Consider the following 21863-nt stretch of genomic DNA (forward strand, 5'->3'; position numbering starts at 1 on the left):
GTGCATGACGACTGCCCCTCATTGTGCCACGGGACGCCGCTCAGGTCGGGTCGTGACCGCGCGAGAGGTCGTCCCACGCGTCCATCTCGTCCACCGTCGCGGCGGGTGCGGCCGTCGCGCCCGCGGGGGCGCCGGCGGGAGTGCCGGCGGCCGCCTCGTAGCGGCGGGCGGAGCGCCACGAGCGGGCCGAGGCCAGGGCGGCCGCCCCCGTGAGGGCGGCCAGGACGCCGGCCGCCGCGCACACCCACGGCCACACGGTCACGGCGTAGGAGGCGGCGTCAGCGGTGGTGCCCGTGACGGCGGCGACGGCCGGGGTCGCCGTCGCCACCGGGTCCAGGGCGGCGAAGACGGCGGTCGAGGCGATGACCACGCCGGCCAGCACCGTCAGGAGGCCCACGACGACGGCGCCGACCCGGCGGGCCGTGGTCAGGGCGAGCGCCCCGGCCATCACGACGACGGCCATCGCGGTCGCCACGGGCGCCGCGGAGGCGCCCACGGCCCGCGCGTGGTCGGCCGTCCCACCCGTCAGGCCCGACGCCTCGACCCAGGTCTGCCCCGCGGTCGCGAGGACCAGCGCGCCGGAGGCGAGGGCGAGGAGCACCGCCGTGCGGCGGCGCATCACGCCTCCTCCAGCTCGGCGGCCGCGAGCACCGCACGCAGCGGGGCGGTGGCCTTGGTCACCGTCTCGGCGGCCTCGGCCCGCGGGTCCGAGTCCGCCACGATCCCGGCGCCGGCCTGCACGTGGGCCTGTCCGCGGTGCAGGGTCACGGACCGGATGTTGATGGCCATGTCCATGTTGCCGGCGAGGTCGAAGTAGCCGACGACGCCGCCGTACGGCCCGCGCTCGGTGGGCTCCCACTCGTCCAACAGCTGGAGTGCGCGCGGCTTGGGGGCTCCGGAGAGGGTGCCGGCCGGGAAGGCGGCCCGCAGCACCTGGAGGGCGTCGACGTCGTCGCGCAGGCGCCCCTCCACGTGGGAGACCAGGTGCAGGATGTGGCTGAACGCCTCCAGGCCCATGAACTGGGTGACCGCCACGGAACCGGCCTCGCACACGCGGGAGAGGTCGTTGCGGGAGAGGTCCACGAGCATGAGGTGCTCGGCGCGCTCCTTCTGGTCGTGGAGCAGGTCCTCGCCGAGGCGCGCGTCCTCCTGGGCGCTCGCCCCGCGGCGGCGCGAGCCGGCGATCGGGTGCGTGACGACGCGCCGGTCCTGGACGGTGACGAGGGCCTCGGGCGAGGAGCCGACGATCTCGTACGGCTCCCCCTCGGGCGTCTCGAAGGAGAAGAGGTACATGTACGGGCTCGGGTTGACCGTGCGCAGCACGCGGTACACGTCCTCCCCGCTCACGTCCGTGGTCACGGAGAGGCGGCGGGAGAGCACCGCCTGGAAGACCTCGCCGTCCCGGATGGCCTGCTGGGCCTTCCCGACGGCGGCTCGGAAGCCCTCGGCCCCCCAGCGGTCCTCGGCCTGCGCCGCCACGTCCTCCGCGGACGCGTCCAGCCAGCGGCGGGAGACGGCGCTCACGGGCTCGGGCACGGGCGTGCGGAGCCGCTCGACCATGGCGTCCAGCCGCTCGAGGGCGTCGTCGTGGGCCTGCTCGGCCCCGGTGGCGAGGCCGTTGCCGTTGATCGCGTTCGCGATGAGGGTGACGGTGCCGTCCACCGCGTCGTGCACGGCCAGGTCCGTGACGAGGTTCATGGCGAGGTCGGGCAGGCGCAGGTGGTCCTCGGGCGGGTGCGGCAGGTGCTCCCACGAGCGCACCGTGTTCCAGCCCAGGAAGCCGACGAGCCCCGAGACCAGGTGCGGCAGCGACACCCCCACCCGGTCCCGGACGTCCGTGCGCAGCAGGCGCAGGGAGTCGGCGAGGACCTCGAGGGCCGGGCCCTCGCGGCGCAGCCCCTCGGGGGGCGTGCCCTGCCAGTGGGCCTCGCCGTCGCGCGCCGTGAGGGTGGCCGCGGAGCCGGCGCCGATGAAGCTGTAGCGGGACCACGCGGCGCCCTGGGACGCGGACTCCATGAGGAAGGTGCCCGGACGCGATGCGGCGAGGCGGCGGTGGATGGCCAGGGGCGTGAGGCCGTCGGCGAGCACGGTGCGCACCACGGGGATCACGCGCGCGGTGTCCGCCAGGCGCAGGAACTCGGCGCGGTCGGGGGTGGCGTCGGAGGCGTGGGGGCGGGTCATCGGGCGTCCTCCTCGGGGGTGCGGCCCGTCAGGTCCGCGATCCGGCGGTCGGTGAAGCAGCTGGCGGTGCCGGTGTGGCACGCGGGCCCGGTCTGGTCGACGCGCAGCAGGAGCGTGTCGCCGTCGCAGTCCGCGCTGACGGCGAGGACGCGCTGTCGGTGGCCCGAGCTCTCGCCCTTGCGCCACAGCCTCCCGCGGGACCGGGACCAGTAGGTGGCCCATCCGGACTCGAGGGTGAGGCGCAGGGACTCCTCGTCCATCCACGCCATCATGAGCACCTCGCCCGTGTCGTGCTGCTGCGCGATGGCCGGGATGAGGCCCCGGTCGTCGAAGGTCAGGGACTCCGGGAGGCCGGCGGTCTGGGGGGTGCTCATGGAGGTCCATTCTAGGGAGCCGCGTGTAGCGTGGAGGCCATGGCCGAGACCCCCGCCGCCGCGCAGCGCACCGCCACCGACTTCGCGGTGGCCTCGCGCGCCGCGCTGGTGGAGGCGCTGCTCGCCGCGGGCCCGGGGGCGCCCACGCTGTGTGAGGGCTGGCGCACGGAGCGCCTGGCGGCCCACGTGCACCTGCGCGAGACCTCCCCCTCGGCCGCCGGGATCGTCCTGCCCGGGGTCGCCCGCCGTCGGCTCGCCCAGCTCACGCAGGAGCTCGGCGACGCCCACGCCTCCGAGGAGGGCTACGCCGAGCTCGTCGCGCTGGTGGCGCGCGGACCCCTGCGCGCGCACGGCGAGGGTCCCCGCGTCGCGGCCCGGCTGCGGGGGCTGGCCGCGGCCGCCCGCCGGACCGCCCCGGGACGGCACGTGGCCGGCCAGGTGCAGCTGCTCGAGTTCTTCGTGCACACCGAGGACGTGCGGCGTGCGCAGGAGCGCTGGGCCCCGCGCATCCTCGCCGACGCCTACGCGGACACGCTCTACACCCGCCTGCGCGGTCGCGCGCGGCTCCTCTACCGCGGGGCCGAGACCGGGATCGTGCTCGCCCGCCGGCCCCGGCCCGCCTCGCGCGTGGACAACGCGCCCATCGTCGCGCGCCGGCCCGGCGAGGACGGCGTGAGCGTGCGCGTCACGGGGGCCGCCGGCGAGCTCGTCCTGCACGCGCACGGGCGACGCCGCGCCGCGCTCGTGACCACGGACCGCGTCACCGGCGCGGCCTGAGCCGCGCGGGGTGGTCCGTGCCCCTCAGCGGACGACGTGCCCCGCGGCGCGCAGCGCGTCCTTGACGCGGGCGAGCATGTCGTCCGGGCCGAAGTGGAACAGGGACGCGGCCAGCACCGCGTCCGCCCCCGCGGCCACCGCCTCCGGGAAGTGGGCGGGCTCCCCCGCGCCGCCCGAGGCGATCAGCGGCACACGGGTCACGGCCCGGACGTCGCGGATCATCTCGAGGTCGAAGCCGGCCCGCGTCCCGTCCGCGTCGATCGAGTTCAGCAGGATCTCCCCCACGCCGCGCTCGGACGCCTCCCGGCACCACTGCACCGCGTCGATGCCGGTGCCCGTGCGCCCGCCGTAGGTGGTGACCTCATAGCCGGACGCACACGCGGGGTCCTGCGTGCGCCGCGCGTCGAGGGAGAGCACGAGCACCTGGGAGCCGAAGCGCCGGGTGATCTCCGTGATGAGCGCAGGGCGGGCGACGGCGGCGGTGTTCACCGAGGCCTTGTCCGCACCGGTGCGCAGGAGGCGGTCGACGTCGTCCACGGTCCGGACGCCGCCCCCCACCGTAAGCGGGATGAAGACCTCCTCCGCCGTGCGGGTGACGACGTCGTACGTGGTGGCGCGGTCCGCGGTGGAGGCGGTGACGTCGAGGAACGTGAGCTCGTCCGCCCCCGCGGCGTTGTAGCGGCGGGCGAGCTCGACCGGGTCGCCCGCGTCGCGCAGGTCCTCGAAGTTGACGCCCTTGACCACCCGCCCGGCGTCGACGTCGAGGCAGGGGATGACGCGGACGGCGACGGTCATGGCGGGGCTCCTTCGAGGCCGACGGGGGTGCGGACCGTGTGGTCCGAGGGGGTCAGAGGCGGATGGCGTGGATGGCGGAGATGAGGATGCCGCGGGCTCCGAGGTCGTACAGCTCGTCCATGACGCGGTTGGCGTCGCCCTTGAGCACCATGGAGCGCACGGCCACCATCGACTCGTCGCGCAGCGGGGAGACGGTCGGGGACTCCAGTCCCGGCGTGACCGCGGTGGCGCGGTCCAGGAGCTCGCGGCGGATGTCGTAGTCGATCATCACCCAGCGGCGGGCCACGAGGACGCCGTTGAGGCGGCGCAGCAGCACGTCGAGGCCCTCGGGCTGGGCGCCCCGGCGGCCGATCATGATCGCCTCGGAGTCGAGGATCGGCTCGCCGAAGACCTCCATGCCCGCGGCACGCAGGGTGTTGCCGGTCTCCACGACGTCGGCGATCGCGTCCGCCACGCCGAGCTTCACGGAGGACTCGACGGCGCCGTCGAGGTGGACGACGGTGGCGTCCAGGCCGGTCCGCTCGAGGTACGCCGTGAGCAGGCCGTCGTAGCTCGTGGCGATGCGCCTGCCCGAGAGCTCGCCGGCCGCGCTGAACGCGCCGACCGGCGCGGCCAGGCGGAACACGGACCTCCCGAAGCCGAGCGCCATGACCTCCTCGGCGGTGTCTCCCACCTGCGCGTCGCAGAACAGGTCTCGGCCGGTCAGGCCGACGTCGAGGGTGCCCTGGCCGACGTACACCGCGATGTCGCGCGGCCGCAGGTAGAAGAACTCCACCTGGTTCTCCGGGTCGACGAGCACGAGCTCCCGGGAGTCGCGCCGCTGGCGGTAGCCGGCCTCCAGCAGGATCTCGCGGGCGGCCTCGGACAGGGCGCCCTTGTTGGGGACGGCGATGCGCAGCACGGTCTCTCCTCGTGGGGGGTTCAGGCGGGCGGCGGGGACGCGCGAGGTCGTCGCGCGGTCCCGCTCAGAGGTGGCGGTAGACGTCCTCGAGGGTGAGGCCCTTGGCGATCATCATCGTCTGCAGGTGGTAGAGCAGCTGCGAGATCTCCATGGCCGCCGCGTCGTCGGACTCGTGCTCGCACGCCATCCAGACCTCGGCGGCCTCCTCGACGACCTTCTTGCCGATGGCGTGGACGCCGGCGTCCACGCGGGCGACCGTGTGGGAGCCCTCAGGGCGCTCGGCCACGGTGCGGGTCAGCTCGGCGAACAGCTCTTCGAAGGTCTTCACGGCCGTCACCCTAGCGGCACCCCGGTGCGGCGCGCCGTCGTCGTCCTCGTGTGACGCGGCAGCACCGTCCGGCGTGCCCTATCGGCGTGACGTCCACGGTCCGACGCGCAGCTCCGCTCCGCCCGGCACGCCGTCCTGGAGGTCGAAGGGTGCCGGGCCCGGACTCCCTCCCGGCTCGTCGGACACGCCGATGGGGGCCCGGAGCGCGGCGTCTCCCGGGGCGAGTCCGACCCGGACGGCCTGCGGAGTCCTCCCGTCGGCCAGAGTGCGGTAGCCCGGCCACAGGAGCCCGGCCACGGCCTGCTGCCCGGGCTCCAGGACCACGCCGAGATCGGGGTCCTCCCGGGCCGCCTGCTCCGGGGGGGCGTCAGGGTCCGGGCGTCCATCGGTGCGAGGCGCAGGCCGATCGGGTCGCCGCCCTGCACGATCTCCACGTCCGGGCGGCCCCGCAGGGCGCAGGCGGCGTCCGACGTGTTCACGGCCGTGATCCCCGCCGAGGACGTGCCCATCGCGGAGTCGAATCCGCCGACCGTGAGTGCGAGCTGCTCTGAGCCGCAGGATGGCGTGCCGGCCGGGCCTGCGGTGTGGCGTCGGCCGGGGGTGCGGGCACCGGCCAGGCGGCCCAGGCGGCCATGAGGACGATGGCCGCGGCAGCCGGCAGGACGACGGCCGGCCTGGCCCGTCGCCGTGCCGGCGGACCGCAGCAGGGGGCCGCGGGCGCGCGGTCGACTCCGCCTCGCCCCAGAGTCGTGAACCACAGACCGTGGAGCAGGGGCGGAAGGAGGGCCACGACGAAGACCAGCGGTCCCAGGCCGACCGTCACGGCGGCCAGCGGGACGGCGAGCAGCACGGTCGCCATGTGGGCCAGGGCGACAAGACCGGCGATGCGGTGGGCATCCCGGGGCGTGCGCCCGTGCGCCTCGAGGTAGGTGCGGCCGATCAGCGCGGCGATCACGGCCGCGAGCGCCGTCACCGCCGCCGCGAGGTGGAGGGACCGGCCGAGCGCCAGGAGGAGGAGGGGCAGCGCGAGGAGGTCGATCACCGGGACCGCCGCCACCCACAGCCGCCCCGGGGCATGCCGTGGGGTGACGAGGAGGACGAGGATCGACACGACGGCGCCCGTGAGCGCCGCGATGAGGAGGCCGTCCCTCCCTGGTGGTCCCCCGGCGCTGGTCCCGGTGAGGGCCGGTCCGATCCGCAACGAGACCGCGAGGATCACGCCGCCGACGAAGCCCAGGAGCACGACGGGGACGTCGACACCCCGACGCTGCGGGGTGGGACCGCCGGGGGTCGGGGCGTCGCCGGTCTCCGTCTCCGCACGCCGACCCTCCGCGGCCAGGAACCACCCCGTGACGGCCGCTGCGGCGGCGAGGAGCGTGACCACGGGGTCGTGCTCGCGCGCCTCGGCCCACAGATCCTCGCACTGCCCGGTGTCGTCGCATTCCCAGAGGAACGCTGGGTCCGGCCCGAGCCCGGCGGCATGGATTCCGACGGCGAGCATCACCACCAGGGAGGCCGCCAGGAGCAGGGCCCCGAGGAGGCCGGCCTCCGGGGGCGGCGTGCGCGCGGCTCCCTCGTCGGCCGGCCGGGCCGGCCTCAGGCCCCGGCGCCGCGCAGCGCCAGCTCGGTGAGCACGGCGGCCTCGAGCGCCTCGCGGCCCTTGTCCTCGCGCGAACCGGGCAGCCCGGCGCGGTCGCGGGCCTGCTCCTCGGTGTCCACGGTGAGGACGCCGAAGCCGACGGGCACTCCGGTGCGCACGGAGACCTCGGTGACGCCCTGGGTCACGGACTGGCACACGTACTCGAAGTGCGGGGTGCCGCCGCGCACCACGACGCCGAGCACGACCACGACGTCGTGGTCCGCGGCCAGGCGGGCGGCCGCCACGGTCAGCTCGACGGTGCCGGGCACGCGGACGAGGGCCGGTTCCAGGCCGATCTCCGCGGCGGCGGCGCGGGCGCCGGCGATGAGGCCGTCCATGATCTCGGTGTGCCACTGCGCGGCGACGATCACGGCGCGCAGCCCGGCGGCCGTGGCGCGGTCGGCCTCGGACAGGGCGGACAGGGTGGTCTGGGGTGCTCCGTGGCCGCTCATGCGGTCTCCTCCTGGGGGCTCGGGGTGGGGTGCATGGGGGTCGGCGTGGGGGCCGGTTCGCCGAGGTCACGGTCCGCGAGGGCATGGGCCATGCGGTCGCGCTTGGTGCGCAGGTACGCGGCGTTGTGCTCGGTGACGGGCGTCGGGGCGGGCACGCGCTCCACCACCTCGACCCCGCCGGCCCGCAGGCCCGCGACCTTGGCGGGGTTGTTCGTCACGAGGCGCACCCGCGGGTGCCCGGACTCGATCAGCACCCGGGCGGCGCCGGCGTAGTCACGCGCCTCCCCCGGCAGGCCGAGCGCGAGGTTGGCCTCCACGGTGTCCAGGCCCTCCTCCTGGAGGCGGTAGGCGCGGATCTTGGAGGCCAGGCCGATCCCGCGCCCCTCGTGGCCGCGCAGGTAGAGCACCGCGCCGCCCTCGGCTGCGGCGTGCGCCAGGGCGTCCTCGAGCTGCGGCCCGCAGTCGCAGCGCAGGGAGCCGAAGACGTCGCCGGTGAGGCACTCGGAGTGCACGCGCACCGTGAGCGGGTCCTCCGGCGCCGGCACGGGGTCGGCCAGGAGCAGCACGTGCTCCGCCCCCGTCTGCGGGTCGGGGTGCACGCTGACGCGGAAGACGCCGTGGCGGGTGGGCAGGGTGGCCTCGGGGGCGACGTCGGCCGGCAGCGGGCTCTCCGTCTCGAGATGCGCCGCGAGGTCCGCGATGGAGACGAGCACGAGGCCGTGCTCGTCGGCGAACGCGCGCAGGGCGGGCAGGCGCATCATCGTGCCGTCGTCGTGGACGAGCTCGGCGATCGCGGCCACCGGGGGCAGGTCCGCGAGCGCGCACAGCTCGACGCCGGCCTCGGTGTGGCCGCGGCGGGCGCGCACGCCCCCGGGGACGGCGCGCAGCGGGAAGACGTGCCCGGGGCGGGTGAGGTCGGCCGGGTCGCTGTCCGCGCCGGCGAGCACGCGCAGGGTGCGGGTGCGGTCGGCGGCACTGATGCCGGTGGTGGTCCCCGCGACGGCGTCGACGCTCACGGTGTACGCGGTCCCCTTGGGGTCCTCGTTCACGGTGGTCATGGGCGGCAGCTCGAGGCGGTCCGCGAGGGCCCCCGGGAGCGGCGCGCAGATCACGCCGGAGGTGTGCCGCACGGTGAACGCGGTGACGGCGTCGGTGGCGAGGGCCGCGGCGTAGATGAGGTCGCCCTCGTTCTCGCGGTCCGCATCGTCCACGACGACGACGGGACGTCCGGCGGCGATCGCGGCGACGGCGTCGGGAATGGCGTCCAGGCGGATGTGCTCACTCCCGTGCTCACTCATGGGCGTCCTCCTCGGCGGCGCGGGTGGCGGGAATCAGGGCGAGGCGCTCGGCGTAGCGGGCCATCACGTCCGTCTCGAGGTTGACGCGGTCCCCCGGGGCGAGCCCGCCGAGGGTGGTGGCCCGCAGGGTGGCGGGGATGATCCCGACCTCGAACCAGTGCTCGGCGTCCCCGGGCTCGGAAACCGCGGTGACGGTGAGGGAGACGCCCTGCAGGGCGATCGAGCCCTGGGCGGGGACGTAGCGCGCGAGCGAGGCGGGCAGGCCGATGCGGATCGTGGTCCACGCGCCCTGGGGCGTGACGGAGAGGACCACCCCGACGCCGTCGACGTGGCCGAGCACGAGGTGCCCGTCGAGGTGGTCCGTGGGGCGCAGGCAGCGCTCGAGGTTGACGCGGTCCCCGGGGACGCGGTCCCCGAGGCTCGTCATCGCGAGGGTCTGCCCCATGAGGTCGGCGCGGAAGAGCGCGTCGGACTCCTCCCCGGAGCGGAGGGCGGTGAGGCACACGCCGTCGACGGCGAGCGAGCCGCCCGCGGGGAGCCCGTCGAGGGCGCCGCCGGCGTCCAGGACGAGCGTGAGCGTGTCCTGCTCGGGGCGCGGCTCGACGGCGCGCACCGTGCCGAGGTGGGTGATGATCCCGGTGAACATGCGGATCCTTTGGTCGTGGGGGCGAGGGGGCAGCAGGGGGGGGGGCGGTGGCCCGGGTCAGGGTGCGGGCATGAGGTGCGTCCAGACGTCCTCGCCGAGGGCCTTCACAGGGCCGCCCTCGGCGGGGTCGGGGACGAGGCGGATCCCGTCGGCGAGCGTGCCGACATCCAGACCGGCGACGGCGGGCAGCCCCGCGCCCAGGAGCAGCGGCGCCGTGTACGCCATGACCTCGTCCACGAGGCCGGCGGAGAACCACGCGCCGAGGACGTGCGGGCCCCCCTCGACGAGGACGTGCTCGGCGCGGCGGCCGTGGGGCCACGGCCCGGGGTGGGCGGCGATCGCCGCGAGCACGTCGTGGGGGTCGCGCTCTCCCGTCTGCAGCACGACGGGGTGCGCGGCGTGCAGCGCGGCGTCGGCGGGGATCCGACGGCGGCCCTGGACCACGGGGACGGGCTGGCGCGCGGCCGCGGCGCCGTCGGCGGCCCGGGCGGTGAGGCGCGGGTCGTCGGCGAGGACGGTGCCCGTGCCCACCACGATCGCGTCCACGCGGGCGCGCACCTCGTGGGCGTGGTGGCGGGAGGCCTCCCCCGTGATCCAGCGGCTCGTCCCGTCGGCGGCGGCGGCGTTCCCGTCGAGGGACTGGGCCAGGTGCGCCGTCACCCAGGGGCGTCCCGCGGCGCGCACGGCCCGCCAGCGCGCCGTGAGGGCGACGGCGGCCGCCTCCCCCGTCGGGCCCTCCACGCGCACCCCGTGGCGGGACAGGCGGGCGGCGCCCCCGCCGTCGTCACCCGTGGGGTCGGCGACGGCGTAGCGCAGGGCGCCGAAGCCCGCGCGGAGGACGGCCTCCGAGCACGGGCCCGTAGTGCCGGTGTGGTCGCAGGGCTCGAGGGTCACGTGGAGCGTGAGGTCGGCGGGGTCGAACGCCGCTGTGTCGAGGGCGGCGAGCCCGGGGTCCGCGGCCCGCGCCGCCTCCCACCGCTCGATCGCGTCCACCTCGGCGTGGGCCGTGCCGCGGCCGCGGTGGTGACCGACGGCGAGCACGGCGCCGTCGGGGGCGGTCAGGACGGCGCCCACGAGCGGGTTGGCGCCGCGCACGCCGCGCAGGGCCGCGGCGGCGGCGAGGTCCATGGGGGTGCTCCCCGAGGGGGTGCTCATCGCGTGCCCTCCCGGTCCTTGGCGCGCAGCCACACGAAGAAGCCGATCAGGGTGAAGACCCCGTAGAACGCGTACATCACCGCGGAGGCGTAGTAGCCGCTGCTCCACAGCAGGGGGACGCCGACGACGTCGACGGCCACCCACACGAGCCAGAACTCCACCCAGCCGCGGGCCATGCCGTACGTGGCGAGCAGGGAGCCGACGAAGGTCCAGGCGTCCGCCCACACCGGCTCCCACGAGCCGAGGGCGCGGAACACCGGGGTGAGGGCGAGGGTGCCGATCAGCATGCCCAGCACGAGGAGCGTCCGCCCGCCCCGGCCGGCCCACTCGGGGGTGATCGCGGGGGCGTGGTCGCCGCGGCCGCGGCTCGCGGCCCGCCAGCGGGCCCAGCCGTACACGGAGACCGCGATGAACATGACCTGGCGGCCGGCCTGGCCGAGGAGCGTCGCGTGGTCGGCGCCGCCGAAGAGGGAGGCGAGGAACACCGTGAGCAGGAGCGCGTTGCCGATGATCCCGACGGGCCATGCCCAGACCTTGCGGGCCATGCCGCCGAGCGCGGAGGCCAGCCCGAAGAGGTTGCCGATCACCTCCCGCATCAGGAGGCCGCCGCCGGCGACGGGGATGGTCCAGGTGAAGACGTCCACGAGCCACTGCATGGGGGCTGACGCCACCTCCTCGGTTCGGGACTCCGAGGGGTGCGCTCCGCAGCCCTCCCGCGTCAGCGCGCGGGACGGCACGGCCGCGTGCCTCTCCCATCCCGACTGTACGGTCGGCACCGGAATTCCACCGGTCAGGCCGCGGTCCCGGACCCTCGGGTGAGGGCGGGGCGCGCGGTTAGCGGGCTGTCACCGCCGGTGCGGACTTCCACCGCATCTCGGAGCACGTTGCGTGCGCCAGTATGCCACGCGGCCTCGAGGGTTCGCGGGGCCGGCGCTGCGGGCCGAGGGTGTTCAGCCGCAGGCGTGACGCGCGGCGTCCCGCAGGGCGACGACGGCCGCGTCCGGATCGTCGGCGCCGAACACGGCGGAGCCGGCCACGAAGGTGTCCGCCCCGGCCTCGGCCGCGCGCTCGATCGTGTCCCGGTTGACGCCGCCGTCCACCTGGAGGGCGAGCGGAGTCGCGGCGCCGTCCAGGGCGGCGCGGGCGCGGCGGATCTTGGGCAGCACGACGTCCAGGAACGCTTGGCCCCCGAAGCCGGGCTCCACCGTCATCAGCAGGAGCATGTCCAGCTCGGGGAGCATGTCCAGGTACGGCTCGACGGGGGTGGCCGGCTTGAGCGCCATGCCCGCCCGGGACCCGCGGGCGCGCAGCTCGCGGGCCAGGCGTACGGGGGCGCCGGAGGCCTCGGCGTGGAAGGTCACGGACTCGGCGCCGGCCTCGGCGTAGTCCGGGGCCCACCGGTCGGCGTCGGCGATCATCAGGTGGATGTCCAGGGGAAGCGCCGTGGCGGCCCGGATGGCCTGGACGACGGGCAGGCCGAGCGTCAGGTTCGGGACGAAGTGGCTGTCCATCACGTCCACGTGCACCGCGTCCGCACTCGGGATGCGGGCGAGCTCCTCCGCCAGCCGGGCGAAGTCCGCCGAGAGGATCGAGGGGTGGAGACGGGGGCTGTGCAGACGCGGGGCGTGCGGACCCTCAGCCACGGTCCTCACCCTCCGCCGGCGCCCGGAACAGGGCGAGGAACATCGCGTCCGTGCCGTGGCGGTGGGGCCAGAGCTGGGCGGTGCGGGCCGTGGCCTCCTCGGCCGGGGGTCCGTCGTCCGCCCCGCCGTCACCGGCGCCGCCGCCGGCCGGGGCACCGCCGAGCCCGAGGTCCGCGAGCGCGACCTCCGCGAGCGCCGCCGGGGCGTCGACCTGCTCGAGCCGCGGGTGGCGGCGCAGCAGGTCCTGGACCTGGACCGTCGTCTCGGCCACGTGCGGGGAGCACGTGACGTAGGCGAGCACGCCGCCGGGAGCGAGGACGGAGACGGCGGCGTCCAGGAGCTCGGCCTGCAGACCGGTGAGCTCGGCGAGGTCGGCCGGCGTGCGGCGCCAGCGGGACTCGGGCCGGCGGCGCAGGGCGCCCAGGCCGGTGCAGGGGGCGTCCACGAGGATCCGGTCGTAGCCGTCCCCCGGGGTCTCCACCGCGTCGGCGATCCGCCGCCCGTCCCCCGTGTGCGCCGTCCAGGCCTCCCGCGGCACGGCGGCCAGGGCGGAGCGGACCAGGTCGGTGCGGTGCGGGGCGAGCTCGTTGGCCGTGAGCGTGGCGCCGCGCTCGGCGGCCAGCGCGGCCAGCAGGGCGGCCTTGCCGCCGGGCCCCGCGCACAGGTCGAGCCAGCGCTCGGCCCGCTCGGAGGCGTCGGACTCGCGGGGCACGGCCACGAGGGCGCGGGCCGTCAGCTGGGAGCCGACGTCCTGCACCCGGACGAGGCCCTCACGCACCCCGGGCAGGCGGGAGGCGTCGCCGCCGGCGTGCAGGGCGGAGCCGGGAGCCAGCGGGCCGGGCTCGGCGCCGTCCGCGATCACCCGGGCGAGCGCCTCCTCCCCGCCGTCGACGGGCAGGGCCACGAGGTTCACCACCGGTGCCGCGTTGTCCGCGGCGAGCAGCTCCTCGATCTGGTCGGCGTCCGCGCCGGGGTGGGCGGCGAGCGCCTGGCGCAGTGCGCGCACGATCCACACGGGATGGGAGGTGCGCACCGCCAGGGCGGCGTCGCCGCCGTCGGCCGGGGCGACGTCGGCCAGCCAGTCCTCGAGCGGGCGCTCGGAGACACGGCGCAGGACGGCGTTGACGAAGCCGGACGGCCCGGCGCCGATCTCGGAGCGCACGAGCGCGACCGTGGCGTCGAGCGCGGCATGCGCGGGCACGCGCATGGCGAGCAGCTGGTGGGCGCCGAGGCGCAGCGCGTCCAGCACGGGCGGGTCGATCTGCTCCAGGGGACGGTCCACGCAGCGGGCCAGGACGGCGTCGTAGAGTCCGCGGCCGCGCAGGGTGCCGTAGGCCAGCTCCGTGGCGAAGGCGGCGTCGCGGCGGTCCAGCCGGGCCTGGCGGATGCGCGGGGGCAGCACGAGGTTCGCGTAGGCGTCCTCGGCGTGGACGGCGCGCACGGCCTCGAACGCCACCCGGCGCGCGGGGTCGGCGCTGCGGGAGCGCTGCGAGGGCGCCTGGGACGAGAACTGCCGTCCCGCTCCGGAGCGGCCGCGGCTGCGGGTGCGCCCCTGCGCGTCGCGGCGGGGCTCGCCGCGCCCGCCCTTGCCGGCTGCGGCCGGCCGGCCGGAGCGCTCTCCGCCTCCGGCGCCGCCGCGCCCGCGGCCCTGGCCGCCGGTCCCCTCGGATGCTCCGCTCATGCTCGTCCCTCCTGCCGTGCGGCGGCCCGTTCGGCCGCCCGCTGCTGCTCCCGCTCCCCGTGGGCCGCGAGCGCGGCGCCGGAGAGGAGCGTGGCGCCCTCGCCGGCGCCGCGCGCCCAGTCGAGGGCGGGCATGGTCGTCTTGCCGGCCGGCTGGACCGTGCTCAGCCGCACCGCGCCGTCGTCGGTCCGCAGCCAGGCGCCCTTGGCCACCACGGCGATGCGTCCCGGGGCCAGCGGCGCGAGCTCGGCCGGCCAGGCGGCGTCGTCCTCGGCCACGGGGGCGACGCCGCCGAGCTTGAAGCGCACGGGCTCGGCGTCTGCGCGGGCCGCCAGCCAGCCCCAGGCGCCCGGCTCGGGGGTGACACCGTTGATGCGCGCGGCCACCCGGCCGGCGGGGGCGGCGGCGTCCACCAGGCCGTCCGCGGCGGTGAGCTTGGCGGCGTGGGTGGGCTCGCCCTCCTGGGGCGCGGCGACGGCGGTGCCGTCCGCGAGCGCGTCGAGCACGTCCAGCACCAGCGGGCCGCCCCGTTCGGCGAGGTCCGCCAGCAGGTCGCCCGAGGTCTCGTCGGGGGCCACCTCGCGCGTGAGGCGGGCGAACACCGGGCCGGTGTCCAGGCCCTCCTCGAGCTGGAACACGTCCGCCCCCGTCACCGCGGCGCCGTCCATCACGGCGCGCTGCACCGGGGCGGCGCCGCGGTAGGCGGGCAGATGCGAGAAGTGCAGGTTGAGCCACCCCAGGCGCGGGATCCGCAGCGCGTCGGCGGGGACGAGCGCCCCGTAGGCGACGACCACTGCGACGTCGGCGTCCAGCCCGCGGATCGAGGCCACCGCCTCGGCGCCGGCCTCGCCGCGCAGGCGATCCGCCTTGACAGCGGGGAGCCCGGCCTCGGCCGCCGCCGCCGCGACGGGCGAGGGCGTGAGCACCCGCTTGCGGCCGACGGGAGCGTCCGGGCGGGTGAGGACGCCCACGACCTCGTGGTCGGAGGCCAGCAGGGCGCGCAGCACGGGCACGGCGGTGGCCGGCGTGCCGGCGAAGAGGACGCGCAGGGGGGCGCTCATCGGCCGCCTCCCCGGGCCGATCCGGCGAAGACGGAGCCGACGGCGGCGGCGCGCTCCGCGCTCACCCGGGCGGCGGTGCGGTCGACCTCGCCGGCCCGCAGGCGGCGGCGGGCCTCGCGGCGCTCGTCGCCGTCGAGCCGGTCGATGTAGAGCATGCCGTCGAGGTGGTCGGCCTCGTGCTGCAGGCAGCGGGCCACCAGGCCCGTCCCCCGGTGCTCGACGGGCGCCCCGTCCACGTCGACGCCGGTCACGACGGCCTCGACGGCGCGCGCGGGGTGGTAGCGCAGCCCGGGCACGGAGAGGCAGCCCTCGCCGAGGTCCCGGCTGGTCTCCTCGCCCCGGACCAGCACGGGGTTCACCACGTGGCCGGCCACGCCGTCCACGTCGAACACGAAGACCCGCAGGCCCACGCCCACCTGCGGGGCGGCGAGCCCCACGCCGCCGACGGCGTGCATGGTCTCGACCATGTCCGCGACGAGGCGGCGCACGTCGACGCCCGCGGGGACGGGCGCGGCGGGGGTGCGCAGCACGGGATCGGGCACGGTGCGGAGGGGGAGGACGGTCACGCGGTCACCCTATCGGCCGGGCCCGCCTCCGCGGCCGCGGACCCGGTGCCGGTCGGCTCCGCCGCCCCGCCGAAGGCCGCCGCGCGGGCGGCCTCCAGGCCGCCCGCCGACGCTGCCGGGACCGCCACCGGGGGCGGGCCGATCACGCGCAGCGCCGGGCCGGCGTCGGCGACGGCCTGCGCGTGCGTCCACACCTGGCGCAGCGCCCAGAACTTGTGCCAGTGCCGCGGCAGCACGGCGGGGTTGGCCTGGTGGACGGCCACCTCCGTCTCCCCCAGGGCGACGCCGAGCAGCATCTCCGCGCCGCCGTGCTGCCAGGGCTCCCACGTGCCGGCCTCGGCGTCCACGAGCGACTCCTCCGCCTTGAGGCCCGCGGTGAGCTGCATGACCACCTTCGGGTCGAGCGCCTTGACGCGGCCGTCCCTGCCGGTGCCCTTGGTCTTGTAGTCGATCAGGCACAGCCGACCGCCGATCCGCGCCACGAGGTCCAGGGTGCCGGCGTAGCCCACGGTGTGGTTCCACACGGTGATCTCTGCGGCCACTGGCCTCACGTCGTAGAGGTCCCACCACTCGTCGAAGCGGTCTGCGTAGGCCCCCTCCCCCTGCTCGATCAGTGCGGCCCGGGCCTCGGCCATGGTGTGCGGCTGCCCGAGGGCGCGGCGCGAGACCTGCTCCGCGTAGTCGTGGACGCGGTCTCCGCGCTCGGCCGCGGCGTCGCGGAAGCGCGCGGCCGCGTCCGCCGACTGGCGGGCGACCTCCCGCAGGCGGGCGGAGGAGCCGACCGCCTGGGCCAGGCGCTCGTCCTTGACCACGGCGTCCGCGGCCATCCATCCGATCCAGCCGTCCAGGTCCGTCTTCTCCATGCCGATCACCGTCGTGATGGAGGGGACTTCGGGCAGGCCCGAGAGCGAGCGGGCGTACATGCGTCCGGACGGCGTCTGGTGCGCGAGTCGTGGCTGGGTCATGGTCAGACATCCTCTCAAACGCCCCGGACGGGACAGGGCGGCGGGGACGGTCAGGATCCGCCCGGACACGCCGGCACGGGGCCGATTTGGCGGGAGGGCTCGGCATGGTCTAGAGTTCTTTCTCGTTGGAAATCGCGGTTTCGGTTCTTCGGAACGGGCTCCCGGTTCCCTTCTGCGGATGTAGCTCAGCTGGCTAGAGCGCCACCTTGCCAAGGTGGAGGTCGCGAGTTCGAATCTCGTCATCCGCTCGCTCCACCTTCACCCCTGGTCGGGTGGCCGAGAGGCGAGGCAGCGGCCTGCAAAGCCGTATACGCGGGTTCGAATCCCGTCCCGACCTCGCAGTCCCCCGGCATGAGGGTGGCGGCATGTTCACCGTTCCTCGGAATGGATGAGCGCGATTAGCGCAGCGGTAGCGCGCTTCCCTGACACGGAAGAGGTCACTGGTTCGATCCCAGTATCGCGCACGGACTGACCCCCTCGCGGGGCAGGCCACGCGGATGTAGCTCAGCTGGCTAGAGCGCCACCTTGCCAAGGTGGAGGTCGCGAGTTCGAATCTCGTCATCCGCTCCACCTCGAAGGCCCCCTCCCCGCACGGGAGGGGGCCTTCGTCGTCGTCGGCGGCCGGGGCCAGCGCGGCCCATGCCGGGACGGGCGCGCGGCCCGCCCCGGCTCAGCGGGTCACTTCGCCTCGACCTCGCCCAGCTGTCCCTCGCGCACGAGCGCGGTCATGCGGGAGACGGTGCGGAAGTACTTCTTCATGTACCCGCCGTGCATCATCTCCTGGGTGAACAGGTCGTCGAACGGCACGCCGGAGGCGACGACGGGCACGTCCTTGTCGTAGAGCCGGTCCGCGAACACCACGAACCGCAGGGCCGTGGCCTGGTCCGTGATGGTGCGCACACCGTGGAGCGCGACGACGTCGACGTCCTTGACGAGCTCGCGATAGCGCGAGGGGTGGACGCGGGAGAGCATCGCGGTGAGCGCATCGAAGTCGTCCACCGCGACGACGCCGGCGTGCGGGAAGTTGGCCTGCACGGTGCGCTCCACCTCGGCGTCCGGCAGCGGGGCCGGGGCGGCGGCGAGCCCGCGGTGGCGGTAGTCCTCGCCGTCGACGCGGATGACGTCGAACTGCTCGGAGAGCACCTGGATCTCGCGCTTGAAGTCCTGCGCCGCGAACCGTCCCTCGCCGAGCGAGCCCGGCAGGGTGTTGGAGGTGGCCACGAGGCGCACGCCCGCGTCGGCCAGCTCGCGCATGAGGCGGGACATCAGGACCGTGTCCCCCGGGTCGTCGAGCTCGAACTCGTCGATGCACACGAGCGTGTACTGCGTGAGCACGTCCACCGCGTTGCGGAAGCCCAGCGCGCCCACCAGGTTGGTGTACTCCACGAACGTGCCGAACGCCTTGGGCCCCGGGGCGGCGTGCCACGTGGAGGCCAGCAGGTGGGTCTTGCCGACGCCGAAGCCGCCGTCGAGGTAGATGCCGGCCGGCTGGGCCGAGGCCTTGGGACGGCCGCCGCCGAACAGCCCGCCGAAGAAGCCGCCGCCGCCCCCGGCCGCGGGGCGCCCGATCGACGCGGCGAAGTCGCGCAGCCGCTGCACGGCCTCGGCCTGGGAGGGATGCGCGGGATCCGGGATGTAGGAGTCGAAGGACACCTCCCCGAACCGGTAGGAGGGATGGAAGCCGGCGAGCAGCTGGTCCGGGGTGACCTGCGGCGAGCGGTCGGCGAGGTGGACGGTCTGGGCCACGGGGTGCTCCATCCTTGATGTGGGGGGGCGGACTACCGGGCCATGCTACCGGCGCGGTCGTGGCCGCCCCAGGGGGTGCCCGCCCCGGCCCGGCGCCGGGCGGACCCGCCCCCGGCGTCGGGAGGCCCCGTCTGCTGCCCGGCGTGTGACCCCGCGTGTCCGGATTGAGGCTCGCCTTCCCCATTACGCATCATCGGCCTGGCGTAATGTGGCACCCATGACCGAGAACACCGCGCAGACCACCGAGTACGCCCATCCCGAGAAGCTCGTCTCCACGCAGTGGGTCGCCGACCACGTCCACGACGCGGACGTCGTGGTCCTGGAGTCCAATGAGGACGCCCTGCTGTACGCCACCGGCCACGTCCCCGGCGCCCAGCGGATCGACTGGCACACCGAGCTCAACGACCCCGTGGCCCGCGACTTGGTGGGCCCCGAGGCGTTCGCCGAGCTGGCCGCCTCGAAGGGCATCTCCCGCGACACCACCGTGGTCTTCTACGGCGACAAGTCCAACTGGTGGGCCGCCTACGCCCTCTGGGTCTTCACCCTCTACGGCCACGAGGACGTGCGCCTCATGGACGGCGGCCGCGACAAGTGGATCGCCGAGGGCCGCGAGACCACCCGCGAGGTCCCGCAGGTCGAGCGCGCCGAGTACCCCGTGGTGCAGCGCGACGACACCACTGAGCGCGCCGCCCGCGAGGACGTCCTCGCCGCGATCGGCACCACGCCGCTGATCGACGTCCGCTCCCCCGCCGAGTACACGGGCGAGACCACCCACATGGCCGGCTACCCGCAGGAGGGCACGCTGCGCGGCGGCCACATCCCGACCGCGGCCTCCGTGCCCTGGGCGAAGGCCGCGAACGAGGACGGCACCTTCAAGTCCCGCGCCGAGCTCGAGGAGATCTACCGCGACGGCGCCGGCCTGAAGGAGGGCGACGACGTGATCGCCTACTGCCGCATCGGCGAGCGCTCGTCCCACACCTGGTTCGTCCTCAAGCACCTGTTGGGCCACGAGGACGTCCGCAACTACGACGGCTCGTGGACCGAGTGGGGCAACGGCGTCCGCCTGCCGATCGCCCTGGGCGAGGAGCCCGGCGCGGCGCCCGCGCGCTGATCCACCGCTGAACCGTCACGGAACCGTCGCACGCGCGGCGCCCGCCGCCCTGGACGAGTCCGGCCCTCACCCCGCGGGGTGAGGGCCGGACTCGTGTCGGCGTGAGGCGCGTCGGCGCGACCTCAGGCGCCGGTGACGCTGCGGACGATGCCGTAGACGAGGGCGCTCACGGCTGCGAGGCCGGCGAGGACCACGAACACGTTGGAGGCCTTCCCCCGGTAGGGGGCGAGGGCGTCCAGCCGGTGGATCGCGTAGATCGGCATGAGGAACAGGATCATGGCGATCACCGGCCCGCCGACGGTCTCGATGAGGCCGAGGACGCTGGGGTTGGCGATCGCCGCGGCCCAGGTCGTGAAGAAGATGACGACGGCGATGACCAGGCGCAGGGTGCGGGCGCTGATGCGGGAGCCGTCCTTGTCCACCAGGGAGCGGACGACGCCGGCGGCGCCCTCGGCCGCGCCGAGGTAGTGGCCGAAGAAGGAGGAGACGATCGCCAGGAACGCGACGACCGGGCCGAGCAGCGAGATCAGCGGCGAGCCGTGGACGTTGGCCAGGTAGGACAGCACCGGGAGGTTCTGCTCCTGGGCCTCGGCCATGCCGTCCGGGCCGAGCGCCAGCACGCAGGACCACACGAAGAACATGGTGAAGACGACGAGCAGGCCCGTGACCTTGGCCAGCACCGCCGAGGCGCGCGTGGCCGCGCCCGCTCCGTACTGGCGCTGCATGGCCAGGGAGAACTGGGAGATCGCCGGCGAGTGGTTGAACGCGAACACCAGGACGGGGATGACCAGCCACGTGGAGAGCAGGATGCCGCCCAGGTCCACCGGGCCGCCGGTGAAGAGGGCGTCCGGCTTCCAGGACGGGATGAGGTAGAGGCTCGCCCCGAAGAGGATGAGGATCAGGGGGTAGACCAGCCACCCGGTGATCGCGAGCATGAGCTTCTGCCCGGCGATCATCACGGCCATCATGAGGGCGATCAGCACGAACGAGAGCAGCGGGCGGGGCAGGGAGGCCAGGCCCAGCTGGTTCACCATGAACGAGTCCACCGTGTTGGTGATGGAGACGCCGTAGATCAGCACGATCGGGTAGATCGCCAGGAAGTACAGGACGGAGATGAACCCGCCGACCCCGGGTCCGAACGTGCTGCGGGCCACGGCGGTGATGTCGTCGCCCGGGTTGGGGGACGCGCACACGAACCGGGAGAGCGCCCGGTGGGAGAAGTACGTCATGGGGGCGATCAGGAGGGTGGCGATGATGAGCGGCCACACGCCGCCCAGGCCCGCCTTGATCGGCAGGAACAGGACTCCCGCGCCGACGGCCGTGCCGAAGAGCGAGACGACCCACCCCCGCTCGACACGGCGGTCCGGTGTGGGGTCGGCGTCGGGGTCGATGGCGACGGCGGGCGCTGACGAATCCCCTGCGTCGTGGAACTGGTGTGAGACGGATGACATGGGCTCCAGTCTAGGAAGGGGCAGGCGGGACCGTTGACCGCCGTGCGGGCGGCCGTCACTAGACTGGGTGACCATGACCGAGTCGACCGCGACCCCCGCCGCCCTGTCCGAGATCATCGACGACTTCGCGGGGGTGCCCGATCCGCAGAAGCTCGAGCTGCTGCTGGAGTTCTCCGACGAGCTGGCGGAGCTGCCCGCCCGCTTCCACGGCCACGAGGCCGAGATGGAGCAGGTGGTCGAGTGCCAGTCGCCCCTGTTCCTCGCGGTCGAGCTGGAGGGCGAGCCGGGCCCGGACGCGGTGGTGCGCCTGTACATCACGGCGCCGCGGGAGGCACCCACGACGCGCGGATTCGCCTCCGTCCTCTCCCAGGGGCTCGACGGGTCCACGGCGCGCGAGGTCCTGGACGTCCCCGAGGACATCCCGGCGAAGCTGGGCCTGCAGAAGGCGCTGACCCCGCTGCGGCTGCGCGGCATGTCCGCCATGCTCGGGCGGATCAAGCGCAACGTGCGCGAGCAGGCCGGCCTCTGAGCCGGCGAGGACGGCCGGCATGGCACGGAGGCGGGGCGGCACGGATCGGGGCGCGCTGAAGCACACGGCGACCCCCGCCGTCGCGGCGCTCGTGGCGGCCGGGGTGCCGCACGTGCTCCACACGTTCGAGGTGGCCCTCGACGGCGGCGGCGAGAGCTTCGGCGCGCAGGTGGCCCACGCGCTGGAGGTCCCCCCGGAGCGTCTGTTCAAGACCCTGATGGTGGCCCTGCCGGACGGCTCGCTGGCCGCGTGCGTCGTGCCCGTGTCCGGGAAGCTGGACCTGCGCGCCGCCGCGGCAGCGCTGGGGGTGAAAAAGGCGGTGATGGCCGACCTCGCGGTGGCCGAGCGGCGCACCGGCTACGTGCGGGGCGGCATCTCCCCGCTGGGACAGCGGAACCGGCACCCCGTGGTGGTGGACGCGTCCGCCCTCACAGGAGAGGTGATGTACCTCTCGGGCGGGCAGCGTGGGCTCGACGTCGAGCTGGCCCCCGCCGACCTCGTCGCGGTGAGCGGCGCCGTCGTGGCGGCGATCGCTGCCGACTGAGGTGACTGCTGGCTGAGGCG

24 protein-coding genes and 4 tRNA genes are annotated in these 21863 nt (G+C 75.4%); 8 read left to right on the forward strand and 20 right to left on the reverse strand.

What is annotated here, in order from left to right:
* Positions 1 to 40: 40 nt before the first annotated feature.
* Genes NJC10_RS04415 through hisI form a run of 3 tightly spaced genes read right to left on the reverse strand, consistent with a single transcriptional unit; the run spans position 41 to position 2555 of the window.
* Entirely contained in the window at positions 41 to 619 is a 579-nt protein-coding gene (locus tag NJC10_RS04415) for a Trp biosynthesis-associated membrane protein (protein ID WP_319074827.1), read from the reverse strand.
* A complete protein-coding gene (locus NJC10_RS04420; RefSeq protein WP_319074829.1) occupies positions 619 to 2181 on the reverse strand; it encodes a chorismate-binding protein in 1563 nt (520 codons plus the stop codon). The genes NJC10_RS04415 and NJC10_RS04420 overlap by 1 nt, the downstream gene beginning before the upstream one ends.
* Positions 2178 to 2555, reverse strand: a complete 378-nt coding sequence (hisI, locus tag NJC10_RS04425; RefSeq protein ID WP_248116931.1) for a phosphoribosyl-AMP cyclohydrolase — start codon at positions 2553 to 2555, stop codon at positions 2178 to 2180. Before hisI ends, NJC10_RS04420 begins: the two co-directional genes overlap by 4 nt.
* A 39-nt stretch (positions 2556 to 2594) precedes the next feature.
* Between hisI and NJC10_RS04430 the strand changes: the two genes are divergently transcribed.
* Positions 2595 to 3332 (forward strand): TIGR03085 family metal-binding protein, encoded by a 738-nt coding sequence (locus NJC10_RS04430; RefSeq protein ID WP_319074831.1) that lies wholly within the window; start codon positions 2595 to 2597, stop codon positions 3330 to 3332.
* A 24-nt stretch (positions 3333 to 3356) separates the two neighbouring features.
* Here the strand turns inward: NJC10_RS04430 and hisF are convergent, their stop codons facing one another.
* From hisF to NJC10_RS04500, 15 genes are all read right to left on the reverse strand, one after another.
* The gene (hisF, locus tag NJC10_RS04435; RefSeq protein WP_319074833.1) at positions 3357 to 4127 is read right to left on the reverse strand and encodes an imidazole glycerol phosphate synthase subunit HisF; all 771 of its coding nucleotides are present in this window, start codon (positions 4125 to 4127) and stop codon (positions 3357 to 3359) included.
* Between the two features lie 52 nt (positions 4128 to 4179).
* Positions 4180 to 5028, reverse strand: a complete 849-nt coding sequence (gene hisG, locus NJC10_RS04440) for an ATP phosphoribosyltransferase (RefSeq protein ID WP_298986245.1) — start codon at positions 5026 to 5028, stop codon at positions 4180 to 4182.
* A gap of 64 nt (positions 5029 to 5092) precedes the next feature.
* Positions 5093 to 5356: a phosphoribosyl-ATP diphosphatase gene (locus tag NJC10_RS04445; RefSeq protein WP_248116922.1), complete on the reverse strand. Its 264-nt coding sequence runs from the start codon at positions 5354 to 5356 to the stop codon at positions 5093 to 5095.
* A gap of 5 nt (positions 5357 to 5361) precedes the next feature.
* The gene (locus NJC10_RS11240) at positions 5362 to 5865 is read right to left on the reverse strand and encodes a hypothetical protein (RefSeq protein ID WP_413466387.1); all 504 of its coding nucleotides are present in this window, start codon (positions 5863 to 5865) and stop codon (positions 5362 to 5364) included.
* On the reverse strand, positions 5832 to 6857 hold the full coding sequence (locus NJC10_RS04450) for a hypothetical protein (RefSeq protein WP_319074838.1): 1026 nt from the start codon (positions 6855 to 6857) through the stop codon (positions 5832 to 5834). The genes NJC10_RS11240 and NJC10_RS04450 overlap by 34 nt, the downstream gene beginning before the upstream one ends.
* A 95-nt stretch (positions 6858 to 6952) precedes the next feature.
* Positions 6953 to 7447 (reverse strand): 6,7-dimethyl-8-ribityllumazine synthase, encoded by a 495-nt coding sequence (gene ribH, locus NJC10_RS04455; RefSeq protein ID WP_319074840.1) that lies wholly within the window; start codon positions 7445 to 7447, stop codon positions 6953 to 6955.
* Positions 7444 to 8745, reverse strand: a complete 1302-nt coding sequence (gene ribB / locus NJC10_RS04460; protein WP_319074841.1) for a 3,4-dihydroxy-2-butanone-4-phosphate synthase — start codon at positions 8743 to 8745, stop codon at positions 7444 to 7446. The genes ribH and ribB overlap by 4 nt, the downstream gene beginning before the upstream one ends.
* On the reverse strand, positions 8738 to 9391 hold the full coding sequence (locus NJC10_RS04465; protein ID WP_319074842.1) for a riboflavin synthase: 654 nt from the start codon (positions 9389 to 9391) through the stop codon (positions 8738 to 8740). Before NJC10_RS04465 ends, ribB begins: the two co-directional genes overlap by 8 nt.
* A 57-nt stretch (positions 9392 to 9448) precedes the next feature.
* Positions 9449 to 10546: a bifunctional diaminohydroxyphosphoribosylaminopyrimidine deaminase/5-amino-6-(5-phosphoribosylamino)uracil reductase RibD gene (ribD, locus tag NJC10_RS04470; RefSeq protein WP_319074843.1), complete on the reverse strand. Its 1098-nt coding sequence runs from the start codon at positions 10544 to 10546 to the stop codon at positions 9449 to 9451.
* Complete coding sequence (gene pnuC, locus NJC10_RS04475) at positions 10543 to 11202, reverse strand: nicotinamide riboside transporter PnuC (RefSeq protein ID WP_319074844.1); 660 nt, start codon at positions 11200 to 11202, stop codon at positions 10543 to 10545. The genes ribD and pnuC overlap by 4 nt, the downstream gene beginning before the upstream one ends.
* Before the next feature lie 294 nt (positions 11203 to 11496).
* Positions 11497 to 12189, reverse strand: coding sequence for a ribulose-phosphate 3-epimerase (gene rpe, locus NJC10_RS04480; protein ID WP_319074847.1), 693 nt, complete (start codon positions 12187 to 12189; stop codon positions 11497 to 11499).
* Positions 12182 to 13870 carry an RsmB/NOP family class I SAM-dependent RNA methyltransferase gene (locus tag NJC10_RS04485; protein WP_319074848.1) on the reverse strand — a complete coding sequence of 563 codons (1689 nt, stop codon included), beginning with the start codon at positions 13868 to 13870 and terminating at the stop codon, positions 12182 to 12184. The genes rpe and NJC10_RS04485 overlap by 8 nt, the downstream gene beginning before the upstream one ends.
* Complete coding sequence (locus NJC10_RS04490; RefSeq protein WP_319074850.1) at positions 13867 to 14931, reverse strand: methionyl-tRNA formyltransferase; 1065 nt, start codon at positions 14929 to 14931, stop codon at positions 13867 to 13869. Before NJC10_RS04490 ends, NJC10_RS04485 begins: the two co-directional genes overlap by 4 nt.
* Positions 14928 to 15497, reverse strand: coding sequence for a peptide deformylase (gene def / locus NJC10_RS04495; RefSeq protein WP_319074852.1), 570 nt, complete (start codon positions 15495 to 15497; stop codon positions 14928 to 14930). Before def ends, NJC10_RS04490 begins: the two co-directional genes overlap by 4 nt.
* The gene (locus tag NJC10_RS04500) at positions 15494 to 16462 is read right to left on the reverse strand and encodes a cytochrome (protein WP_319074854.1); all 969 of its coding nucleotides are present in this window, start codon (positions 16460 to 16462) and stop codon (positions 15494 to 15496) included. The genes def and NJC10_RS04500 overlap by 4 nt, the downstream gene beginning before the upstream one ends.
* 174 nt (positions 16463 to 16636) lie before the next feature.
* On the opposite strand from NJC10_RS04500, the gene NJC10_RS04505 reads away from it, so the two are divergent.
* From NJC10_RS04505 to NJC10_RS04520, 4 genes are all read left to right on the forward strand, one after another.
* Positions 16637 to 16710: transfer RNA gene (locus NJC10_RS04505), tRNA-Gly, on the forward strand.
* 18 nt (positions 16711 to 16728) lie between these two features.
* A tRNA-Cys gene (locus NJC10_RS04510) sits at positions 16729 to 16799 on the forward strand.
* A gap of 55 nt (positions 16800 to 16854) precedes the next feature.
* A tRNA-Val gene (locus NJC10_RS04515) sits at positions 16855 to 16926 on the forward strand.
* 29 nt (positions 16927 to 16955) lie between these two features.
* Positions 16956 to 17032: transfer RNA gene (locus NJC10_RS04520), tRNA-Gly, on the forward strand.
* Between the two features lie 108 nt (positions 17033 to 17140).
* On the opposite strand, the gene zapE is transcribed toward NJC10_RS04520, so the two are convergent.
* Positions 17141 to 18208: a cell division protein ZapE gene (gene zapE / locus NJC10_RS04525; protein WP_319074857.1), complete on the reverse strand. Its 1068-nt coding sequence runs from the start codon at positions 18206 to 18208 to the stop codon at positions 17141 to 17143.
* Between the two features lie 217 nt (positions 18209 to 18425).
* On the opposite strand from zapE, the gene NJC10_RS04530 reads away from it, so the two are divergent.
* On the forward strand, positions 18426 to 19319 hold the full coding sequence (locus NJC10_RS04530) for a sulfurtransferase (RefSeq protein WP_319074858.1): 894 nt from the start codon (positions 18426 to 18428) through the stop codon (positions 19317 to 19319).
* Between the two features lie 122 nt (positions 19320 to 19441).
* Here the strand turns inward: NJC10_RS04530 and NJC10_RS04535 are convergent, their stop codons facing one another.
* On the reverse strand, positions 19442 to 20770 hold the full coding sequence (locus NJC10_RS04535; RefSeq protein ID WP_319074859.1) for an HAAAP family serine/threonine permease: 1329 nt from the start codon (positions 20768 to 20770) through the stop codon (positions 19442 to 19444).
* A gap of 73 nt (positions 20771 to 20843) precedes the next feature.
* On the opposite strand from NJC10_RS04535, the gene NJC10_RS04540 reads away from it, so the two are divergent.
* Positions 20844 to 21299 carry a SufE family protein gene (locus NJC10_RS04540; RefSeq protein ID WP_319074860.1) on the forward strand — a complete coding sequence of 152 codons (456 nt, stop codon included), beginning with the start codon at positions 20844 to 20846 and terminating at the stop codon, positions 21297 to 21299.
* 19 nt (positions 21300 to 21318) lie between these two features.
* Positions 21319 to 21843, forward strand: coding sequence for an aminoacyl-tRNA deacylase (locus tag NJC10_RS04545; RefSeq protein ID WP_248116889.1), 525 nt, complete (start codon positions 21319 to 21321; stop codon positions 21841 to 21843).
* The last annotated feature ends 20 nt before the right edge of the window (positions 21844 to 21863 follow it).

Source organism: Micrococcus sp. M4NT, assembly GCF_033790745.1.
GTDB lineage: Bacteria > Actinomycetota > Actinomycetes > Actinomycetales > Micrococcaceae > Micrococcus.